At 73.2% G+C, this 8,876-nt stretch carries 8 protein-coding genes; 1 reads left to right on the top strand and 7 read right to left on the bottom strand.

Features of this window, described 5'->3' with window-relative positions; translation table 11 throughout:
- Window positions 1-175 precede the first annotated feature (175 nt).
- The 6 genes from whiA to ACGFU6_RS37055 all read right to left on the bottom strand — a co-directional run bounded on the left by whiA (window position 176) and on the right by ACGFU6_RS37055 (window position 6,921).
- A complete protein-coding gene (gene whiA, locus ACGFU6_RS37030; RefSeq protein ID WP_024494235.1) occupies window positions 176-1,165 on the bottom strand; it encodes a DNA-binding protein WhiA in 990 nt (329 codons plus the stop codon).
- Window positions 1,156-2,190, bottom strand: coding sequence for a uridine diphosphate-N-acetylglucosamine-binding protein YvcK (yvcK, locus tag ACGFU6_RS37035; protein WP_393616957.1), 1,035 nt, complete (start codon window positions 2,188-2,190; stop codon window positions 1,156-1,158). The genes whiA and yvcK overlap by 10 nt, the downstream gene beginning before the upstream one ends.
- Window positions 2,187-3,152, bottom strand: a complete 966-nt coding sequence (rapZ, locus tag ACGFU6_RS37040) for an RNase adapter RapZ (RefSeq protein ID WP_393616958.1) — start codon at window positions 3,150-3,152, stop codon at window positions 2,187-2,189. The genes yvcK and rapZ overlap by 4 nt, the downstream gene beginning before the upstream one ends.
- A complete protein-coding gene (uvrC, locus tag ACGFU6_RS37045) occupies window positions 3,149-5,200 on the bottom strand; it encodes an excinuclease ABC subunit UvrC (protein WP_393616959.1) in 2,052 nt (683 codons plus the stop codon). The genes rapZ and uvrC overlap by 4 nt, the downstream gene beginning before the upstream one ends.
- Window positions 5,201-5,351: 151 nt before the next feature.
- On the bottom strand, window positions 5,352-6,212 hold the full coding sequence (locus tag ACGFU6_RS37050) for a hypothetical protein (protein ID WP_393616963.1): 861 nt from the start codon (window positions 6,210-6,212) through the stop codon (window positions 5,352-5,354).
- 91 nt (window positions 6,213-6,303) lie between these two features.
- A complete protein-coding gene (locus ACGFU6_RS37055) occupies window positions 6,304-6,921 on the bottom strand; it encodes a papain-like cysteine protease family protein (RefSeq protein ID WP_393616960.1) in 618 nt (205 codons plus the stop codon).
- A gap of 227 nt (window positions 6,922-7,148) precedes the next feature.
- Here ACGFU6_RS37055 and ACGFU6_RS37060 point away from each other — a divergent pair, with 227 nt between their 5' ends.
- Window positions 7,149-8,075 (top strand): hypothetical protein, encoded by a 927-nt coding sequence (locus ACGFU6_RS37060; RefSeq protein ID WP_393616961.1) that lies wholly within the window; start codon window positions 7,149-7,151, stop codon window positions 8,073-8,075.
- Window positions 8,076-8,174: 99 nt separating this feature from the next.
- On the opposite strand, the gene ACGFU6_RS37065 is transcribed toward ACGFU6_RS37060, so the two are convergent.
- Window positions 8,175-8,603: a Rieske (2Fe-2S) protein gene (locus ACGFU6_RS37065; RefSeq protein ID WP_123526724.1), complete on the bottom strand. Its 429-nt coding sequence runs from the start codon at window positions 8,601-8,603 to the stop codon at window positions 8,175-8,177.
- Window positions 8,604-8,876: the final 273 nt, after the last annotated feature.

Here is an 8,876-nt window from a genome sequence, read left to right on the forward strand (position 1 = left end):
CGGGAGTGACATCGAGCAGGGCGGGAGGAACGGCGGAGGCCCGTACTCCCCAGTAGGAGTACGGGCCTCCGGTTGTCCTCGCCCGCCCGCTGCGACGATTACGCAGTGTCAACGCCCCCGGGAACGTGGCGCGTTCCCGCTCGGCCCGGCGGGCGGGGCCCGGAGCCGGCCGGGATCAGCCGACCAGCCCGTCGGCCAGCTCTTCGCTGAGGGTGGATTCCGTGCTCGGGATGCCCAGGTCCTGGGCCCGCTTGTCGGCCATCGCCAGGAGCCGGCGGATGCGGCCCGCGACGGCGTCCTTGGTCAGCGGCGGGTCGGCGAGCGCGCCCAGCTCCTCCAGGGAGGCCTGCTTGTGCTCCATGCGCAGCCGTCCGGCCGCCGCCAGGTGCTCGGGCACCTCTTCGCCGAGGATCTCCAGGGCGCGCCCCACCCGGGCGCCCGCGGCCACGGCGGCCCTGGCGGACCGGCGCAGGTTCGCGTCGTCGAAGTTGGCGAGGCGGTTGGCGGTGGCGCGGACCTCGCGCCGCATCCGGCGCTCCTCCCAGGCCAGCACCGACTCATGGGCGCCCAGCCGGGTGAGCAGGGCGCCGATCGCGTCGCCGTCGCGGACGACGACCCGGTCCACACCGCGCACCTCGCGGGCCTTCGCCGCGATGGAGAGCCGGCGGGCGGCGCCGACCAGCGCGAGGGCCGCCTCCGGCCCCGGGCAGGTCACCTCCAGCGAGGACGAGCGCCCCGGCTCGGTGAGCGAGCCGTGGGCCAGGAACGCCCCGCGCCAGGCGGCCTCGGCGTCGCAGGTGGCCCCCGAGACCACCTGCGGGGGAAGCCCGCGGATGGGACGGCCGCGGCCGTCCACCAGACCCGTCTGGCGTGCCAGCTGGTCGCCGCCGGCCACCACCCGTACGACGTAGCGGGAGCCGCGCCGCAGCCCGCCGGGGGCCATCACGATCAGCTCCGAGCTGTGCCCGAAGATCTCGAGGATGTCCCGCTTCAGCCGGCGCGCCGCCATCGCGGTGTCCAGCTCCGCCTCGATCACAATCCGGCCGCTCACCAGGTGCAGCCCACCCGCGAACCGAAGAATCGCCGAGACTTCTGCCTTCCTGCAGCAGGTCCGGGTTACGGGAAGCCGAGAGATTTCGTCCTTCACCGCTGGCGTCATCGCCATGGGCCGATCCTTCCATGCATCCGAAAAATACGGTCGTACGCGGCGGCCAACAGCTCCGGATCATGAATCGGAACGCCGTCGGGTGAGGCCACCGGCGCCAGCTCGACCGCGGCACCGAGCCGTTTTGCGGCATCGGCGAGGGACTCGCGGTCGGGCACGGCGGCCTCGTCGGCCAGCACCACGTCCAAGGCGAGTTTAGGGGCGTGTCGTCCCAAAACCTCCAAATGACGCTGCGGAGAGAAGCCATCTGTTTCACCGGGTTGCGGCGCGAGGTTCAGTGAGAGGACCTTGCGGGCCTTCGTTTCGATCAGCGCGTCCAGCAGATCGGGGACGAGCAGATGCGGAATGACCGAGGAGAACCAGGACCCGGGACCGAGCACCACCCAGTCCGCGTCCAGGACCGCCGCGACCGCTTCCGGGACGGCCGGCGGGTCGGCCGGGACCACGTGCACGGACTGGACCTCACCCGGGGTGAGCGCCACAGTGGCCTGGCCGCGCACGGTGTCCACCTCGTCCGGGCGCTCCGGGTCGTGTCCCCGTACCAGCGCCTGGAGCTCCAGGGGCACGGCGGACATCGGGAGCACCCGGCCGTGCGCCCCGAGGAGCTTGCCGACCAGGTCCAGGGCCTGGACGTGGTCGCCGAGCTGCTCCCACAGGGCGACGATCAGCAGATTGCCGACGGCGTGCTCGTGCAGATCGCCCTTGGACTGGAAGCGGTGCTGGATGACCTGGGCCCAGGTCTGGCCCCAGTCGTCGTCGCCGCACAGGGCGGCCAGCGCCTTGCGCAGATCGCCCGGCGGCAGCACGCCCAGCTCCTCGCGGAGCCGGCCGCTGGATCCGCCGTCGTCCGCGACGGTGACCACGGCGGTCAGATCACCGGTGATCCGCCGCAGCGCCGTCAGCGACGCGGACAGCCCCATGCCGCCGCCGAGGGCGACGACCTTCGGCTGGGCGCCGCGCTTGCGGCCGGACAGCGCGGAGGTCGCCCTGCTCAGCCGGCGCAGGCGCAGGTTGCGACTGGTCACTCGCGCCCCATGTCCCGGTGTACGAGCACGGTCTCGATCCCCTCCGTGGCGAGCCGGGCCGCCAGCTTCTCCGACATGGCGACGGAGCGGTGCTTGCCGCCGGTGCAGCCCACGGCGATGGTCACGTAACGCTTGCCCTCGCGGCGGTATCCGGCGGCGATGAGCTGGAGCAGCTCCGTGTACTGGTTGAGGAACTCCTTGGCGCCCGGCTGGTCGAAGACGTACGCGGAGACCTCCTCGTTGAGCCCGGTGAAGGGGCGCAGCTCGGGGACCCAGTGCGGGTTGGGCAGGAAGCGGCAGTCCACCACCAGGTCGGCGTCGACCGGCAGCCCGTACTTGTAGCCGAAGGACATCACCGTGGCGCGGAGCTCCGGCTCCTCCTCACCGGCGAACTGGGCGTCCATCTTGGCGCGCAGCTCGTGCACGTTGAGGCTGGAGGTGTCGATCACCAGGTCGGCGTCGCCGCGCAGCTCGCGCAGCAGGTCGCGCTCGGCGGCGATGCCGTCGACGATGCGGCCGTCGCCCTGGAGGGGGTGCGGGCGGCGGACCGACTCGAAGCGGCGGACCAGCGCGTCGTCGGAGGACTCCAGGAAGACGATCCGCCTGGTGACGCCCTTGGCCTCCAGGTCCGCGAGGGACTCCCGGAGGTTGTCGAAGAAGCGGCGGCCGCGCACGTCGACGACGACGGCGATCCGGGCGACGTTGCCCTGGGACCTGGCGCCGAGCTCCACCATGGTGGGGATCAGCGCGGGCGGCAGGTTGTCCACGACGAACCAGCCGAGGTCCTCCAGACACTTGGCCGCGGTGCTGCGCCCGGCGCCCGACATACCGGAGATGATCACCAGCTCGGGGATGGCGGCCGTGCTGTCGGCCGTCTCGGCCGGGGTGCCCGTACTCACGTGTCCTGCTCCGTCTGCTCGGTCTGTGCGGTCATGCCCTTGTTCATCTTCGCGCTCAGTCATGTCGTGCTGCCCCCGTCGTCCTCTTCAATGATCTCTCCTGTGGCCGTGTTCACGGCGGGCGCGGCCGGGGTGGTCGAGGCGAGCGCGACGGCCACTGATTCCGCCGTTCTGCGGCCTATCCCCGGAACCTCGCAGATCTCGTCGATTGTCGCCTGCCGCAGCTTCTTCACGGAGCCGAAATGCTTGATCAGCGCCTGCTTCCGGGTCTCGCCGAGACCGGCCACGTCGTCCAGGGGGCTGGAGCGGACGCGTTTGGCCCGTTTGGCGCGCTGGTAGGTGATCGCGAACCGGTGCGCCTCGTCACGGATGCGCTGGAGGAGGTAGAGGCCCTCGCTGGAGCGGGGCAGGACCACCGGGTCGTCGTCATCGGGCAGCCAGACCTCTTCGAGGCGCTTGGCGAGGCCGCAGACGGCGATGTCGTCGATCCCCAGTTCGTCCAGCGCCCGCTTGGCCGCCGCGACCTGCGGCTGTCCGCCGTCGACCACGAGGAGCTGCGGCGGGTAGGCGAACCGCTTGGGCCGGCCGTCGTCCTCGCGGGGCTCGGCGCCCCCGTCCGGTGCGGGCCCGGCCGGGACCGGGCCGGAGGGTGCGGGGGCCGCCGGGGCGGGGCCGGACTCCGCGGGGGTCTCCTCCCACTCCCCCGTGCGCTCCTTCTCGTGCAGGTAGCGGCGGAAGCGGCGGCCGATCACCTCGTGCATCGAGCGGACGTCGTCCTGTCCCTCGAAGGTCTTGATCTGGAAGCGGCGGTACTCCCCCTTGCGGGCGAGCCCGTCCTCGAAGACCACCATGGACGCCACGACGTCGTCGCCCTGGAGGTGCGAGATGTCGAAGCACTCGATGCGCAGCGGAGCCGTGTCCAGGCCGAGCGCCTCGGAGATCTCCTCCAGGGCGCGGGAGCGGGTGGTCAGGTCGGAGGCGCGCTTGGTCTTGTGCAGCCCGAGGGCCTGCTGGGCGTTGCGCTGGACCGTGACCATCAGGTCCTTCTTGTCGCCGCGCTGCGGGATGCGCAGGCTGACCTGGGAGCCCCGGCGGTCCGCCAGCCACTGGGAGACCGCGTCCGGGTCCTCGGGGAGGGCCGGGACGAGGACCTCCTTGGGGACGGCGTCCCCGGCCTCCTCGCCGTACAACTGCTGGAGCGCGTGCTCGACCAGTCCGGAGGTGTCGACGTTCTCCACCTTGTCGGTGACCCAGCCGCGCTGGCCGCGCACCCGGCCGCCCCGGACGTGGAAGATCTGGACGGCGGCCTCCAGCTCGTCCTCGGCGACCGCGATGAGGTCGGCGTCGGTGGCGTCGGCGAGCACGACCGCGCTCTTCTCCATGGCGCGCCTGAGCGCCTCGGCGTCGTCGCGGAGCCGGGCCGCCCGCTCGTACTCCATCTCCTCGGCCGCCGCCGCCATGTCCTTCTCCAGGCGGCGGATGTACGAGCCGGTGCGGCCGGCCATGAAGTCGCAGAACTCGTCGGCCAGTTCGCGGTGCTCCTCGGGGGTGACGCGGCCGACGCAGGGGGCCGAGCACTTGCCGATGTAACCGAGGAGGCAGGGGCGGCCGGTCCTGACGGCGTTCTTGAAGACACCGGCGGAGCAGGTGCGTACGGGGAAGACCCGCAGCATCAGATCGACCGTCTCGCGGATCGCCCAGGCGTGGCCGTACGGACCGAAGTAGCGCACGCCCTTCTTCTTCGCCCCGCGCATGACCTGCACGCGCGGGAACTCCTCGTTGAGTGTGACGGCGAGGTACGGATAGCTCTTGTCGTCGCGGTACTTGACGTTGAACCTGGGGTCGTACTCCTTGATCCAGGAGTACTCCAGCTGGAGCGCCTCGACCTCCGTGGAGACGACGGTCCACTCCACGGACGCGGCGGTGGTCACCATCGTGCGCGTACGCGGGTGGAGGCCCGCGAGGTCCTGGAAGTAGTTGGCCAGGCGCTGGCGCAGGTTCTTCGCCTTCCCGACGTAGATCACCCGGCGGTGTTCGTCGCGGAATTTGTAGACCCCCGGGGAGTCGGGGATCTGTCCCGGCTTGGGGCGGTAGCTGGAGGGGTCTGCCATGTCTCCCACCCTACTTGCGGGCAGTGACAGCGCGGTGTGCTCGTGGACGGCGCCGTGCTCCGGAGCGCGCGTCGGGGGTACGCGTCCCGGAGCACGGGGTCATCGGGCGCGGCCGCTCCGTGCCCGGCCGCGCCGTACGTCGCCGGTGCGGTCAGCGGGTCCGGCGGCGGTGGCGGCGCAGGGCCGTCGCACCGCAGAGGCCGAGCACGATCAGGGCGCCCGCGGCGGCGGCACCGGACGTCGCGGTCAGCGCGGTGTCCGTACCCGTGTCCGCCGCGATGGCGGGTCCGGGGCGGGCCGGCCCGGACCCCGGCCGTCCCGCGGTGTCCGGTTCCGCCCCGGCGGGCCCGTAGCCGCCCGCGCGGCCCGATCGGGCGTATCCGGAGCCGGGGAGCTTGTCCGCGTAGGCGGCCCGTACCCGGGTGCGGTAGGCGGCCAGGGTGGTGCCGCCCGCGCCGACCGCGTTCACCGCGTCCCGGTCGAGCGGGAGCACCCGGCTGCCCCTGTGGACGTACCAGGCGTCGATCTGCGGCTCCCGGAAGACGGTGCCGCCGGGCAGCTTCCGGACGCCCGCGGCGGTGTAGCGGGCCTCGTCGTCACCGGTGGCGATGTTCACCACCTGCCAGTGCCCGTCCTTGCCCGGCTCGGGCAGCGTCCACAGGGAGGCCTTCTGCCCGTCGGAGGAGACGGCGGTACTGGCCAGGTAGTCGAGTTCGGTGACCTCGGCCCCCGGTTCACCGGCGACGAAGCCCGCGGCCAGGGTGCGTACGGGCACGGCCGCGCCCTCGATCCGGGGAGCGGCAGCGGCCCTGGTGACCGCGCCCTCCCGGGCGAAGAACCGGGACAGCGTGTCCAGGGTGGTGGCGTCCGTGGCGGCCTCGTGGGCCGCCGCCAGGGTCGCCGGGGTGGCGGCGGGTCCGGTGGCGGCGGACGCCTGCGGGGCGCCGACGGTGAGCAGGGCGGAGCCGGCCAGCACCCCGGCCGAGGCGAGGGCGGCCGCGGCGGAGCGCACGGTACGTGAGGTGCCTGCGGTCCGTGCGGTGCCCAGGGTGCCCGCGGTCCGTGCGGCGGGGTGGGCCGGGGTTCGTCTGCTGGTCATGCCGTCACGCCCCGATCCGGTAGAGCGAATGGGTCCAGGAGAACTCGGCGTTGTTCACGTACCACGCGTGCGAGGCCCAGTTGTAGCGGTTGTTGGAGGGCCAGGGATCGCCCCAGTAGACCCAGCTGTTCGCGTCGTCGTAGCCGTACAGGACGTGCATGTGGCCGCCGCCCGATGACCACTGGATGCGGGTCTCCACCGGCCTCCCGGCGCCGATCTCGGCCTGCACGGTCGGGTAGCGCAGCCAGCCGGTGACGTACGAACCGGGGCTGACGCCCGCCCAGGACAGCCCGTCCTGGACGTTGCCGAGCGAGGCCTGCGAGTTGGGGCACTCGTAGCCCTGGGCGCGGCCGAACGCGGCGTTGCAGAACTCGTTCTGGGTGTGCCCTCGGCCGAACCACGTGGCGACGGTGTTGCCCGAGGCGGCCCAGCACCAGTTGGTCTTCTGCTGGGCCTGCATGGTGATGTTCAGCCGCTGGGCGGCGGCGAGGGTGCCGGCGGCGGCCGGTGCGGGGCGGTTCAGGTCCGCGGCGGTGGCGGTCGCCGCCGGAACGGCGAGCAGCAGGGCGGCGAACAGGGCTGTGACCGACAGCCGTCGGGGCCTGACTCTTCGGTTGCGCATGGTGGTCCTCCCGGGGCGGGGGATGGGGGTTCCAAGGAGCGCGTCCGGACGCTGTGGTGGAGCATCAACCGTTGTCGGGAACGGGTCAACACGCTTCAATGCGGGGGAACATCGCGGTGTGAACGCCTGGGGCGGCTGCGTGAACGCGTCCCCCTGGCCACCTGCGGACCGGCATCCACCGGCGCGGCCCCGCCCCCGCGCGACGTGAACGTTCACCTGGAGGACCCATGCAGCACACCGAGGCCGAACTGGCGCAGGTGCTGCACACCGGCCCGTTCCATCTGGCGCTGCGCACCGCGCTGTCGGTGCGCGGGCTGCCGCTCCAGCGGGTGCAGCACCATCTGGCGCACCGCGGGGTGAAGGTCGGTGTGACCAGCCTGAGTTACTGGCAGCAGGGCGCCAGGCGTCCGCAGCGTCCGGAGTCCCTGCGGGCCGTGAAGGCGCTGGAGGAGGTGCTGGAGCTGCCGGGGAACTCGCTGCTCGCGCTGCTGGGGGCCGGGGAGTCCCGCCCGGAGGCCGACCGCCCGCCGGCCCGCTCGTACCGTTCCCTGGTGGACGCGTCCGGTGCGGTCGAGCGGCTGCTCGGCGCGATGGAGTCACCCTCGGACGGCGGGCTGCACACGGTGGGGCACCAGGAGCGGGTACGGATCGGGCCGGACCGCCGGATGCAGCGCCGCAACTCCCAGCACGTGGTGCGCGCCCACCGCGACGGAACCGACCGCTATCTCGCCGTGTACCGGGGCGATCCGGGCTGCGATCCGGCCCGGGTCGGGGTGAGCGCGCGGGAGAACTGCCGGACGGGGCGCGTCCGCTGGGACGAGGCGGCGGGGGTGCTGGTCGCGGAGCTGCTCTTCGACACCCGGCTGCGGGCGGGCGAGACGTACCTGTTCGGCTACGGCTTCGAGGACGGTACGGGTGGGCCGTGCGACGAGTACGTACGCGGCTTCAGCTTCGGCGGCGGGCAGTACGTGCTCCAGGTCGGCTTCGACGAGGAGGCGCTGCCGGTCCGGTGCCGGCGCTTCGCTCAGGTGTCCACGGGTGCGCCGCGCGGCGCCCGGACGGACCTCACGCTCACCGGCCGCCACCGGACGGTCCACCTGGTGGAGCAGGGGGTACGGCCCGGTCTGGTCGGCATCGACTGGGACTGGGAGTGAGCCGGGCCGGGGCCTGAGCCCGCCGGGGCGCTGGGCCTGGGCCGGTGCCGGGCGCCGGGCCGGCCGGGCCCCGGGCGTGGTTCAGGCGTCGGGCGTGGTTCAGGCGTCGGGGCCAGCGACCAGCCGGCCGCCCTCGACCCTGACCGGGACGGAGGGCAGCGGCACGGTCGCCGGACCGTGCACGGCCTTGCCGGTGGTGGTGTCGAAGCGGCTGCCGTGGCAGGGGCAGTGCCCCTCGTTCTTCTCGACCCTGTCCAGCAGGCAGCCGGCGTGGGTGCACTGGGCACTGAACGCCTTGTACTGCCCCTTGGCCGGGCAGGTGACGATGACGCGCTGCTCGCGGTAGAGCTTGGACTCGCCCACCGGGACCTCGTCCGGGGCACCGAGCTCGACGGGCGCGGTGGGGGTCGGCGTCTCGGCGTGCCCGAGCTTCGAGTCCGTCGAGCAGGCGGCCGCGCCCAGCCCGGCGACGCCCACGAGGGCGGCACCCTTCAGCACGGTACGGCGGGCGGCGGGCTGGCCGGACATGCGGTCTCCACTGGTCTGAGGGATTCGGTGCGGTGCCAGAGGTGCCTGGGACAGCAGCGCAGCGGAGGCATCGGTGACGTAACCGACGATACCGGCGGAGACGGACGCTCCGGCGCGCGGGTCCGGTGCGGCAGGTCGTGCCGGGACCCGCGCCGTACATACGGCGAGGCGGGGGGGGGCGGGGGCCGGGGGGGCCCCCCCCCCCCGGCCCCCGGGGGGGGGGCGGGGGGGGGGCCCGCGGGGGCGCGGGGGGGGGGCGCGGGGGGGTTTAGG

Source organism: Streptomyces sp. NPDC048462 (assembly GCF_043200175.1).
Taxonomy (GTDB): Bacteria; Actinomycetota; Actinomycetes; order Streptomycetales; family Streptomycetaceae; genus Streptomyces.

Bases quoted from the DNA above. Each gene is read 5' to 3' on its own strand.
- rapZ (WP_393616958.1), bottom strand. From the start codon at position 3,152: ATGACTGAGCGCGAAGATGAACAAGGGCATGACCGCACAGACCGAGCA.
- ACGFU6_RS37065 (WP_123526724.1), bottom strand. From the start codon at position 8,603: ATGTCCGGCCAGCCCGCCGCCCGCCGTACCGTGCTGAAGGGTGCCGCC.
- uvrC (WP_393616959.1), bottom strand. From the start codon at position 5,200: ATGGCAGACCCCTCCAGCTACCGCCCCAAGCCGGGACAGATCCCCGAC.
- whiA (WP_024494235.1), bottom strand. From the start codon at position 1,165: ATGGCGATGACGCCAGCGGTGAAGGACGAAATCTCTCGGCTTCCCGTA.
- ACGFU6_RS37055 (WP_393616960.1), bottom strand. From the start codon at position 6,921: ATGCGCAACCGAAGAGTCAGGCCCCGACGGCTGTCGGTCACAGCCCTG.
- ACGFU6_RS37060 (WP_393616961.1), top strand. From the start codon at position 7,149: ATGCAGCACACCGAGGCCGAACTGGCGCAGGTGCTGCACACCGGCCCG.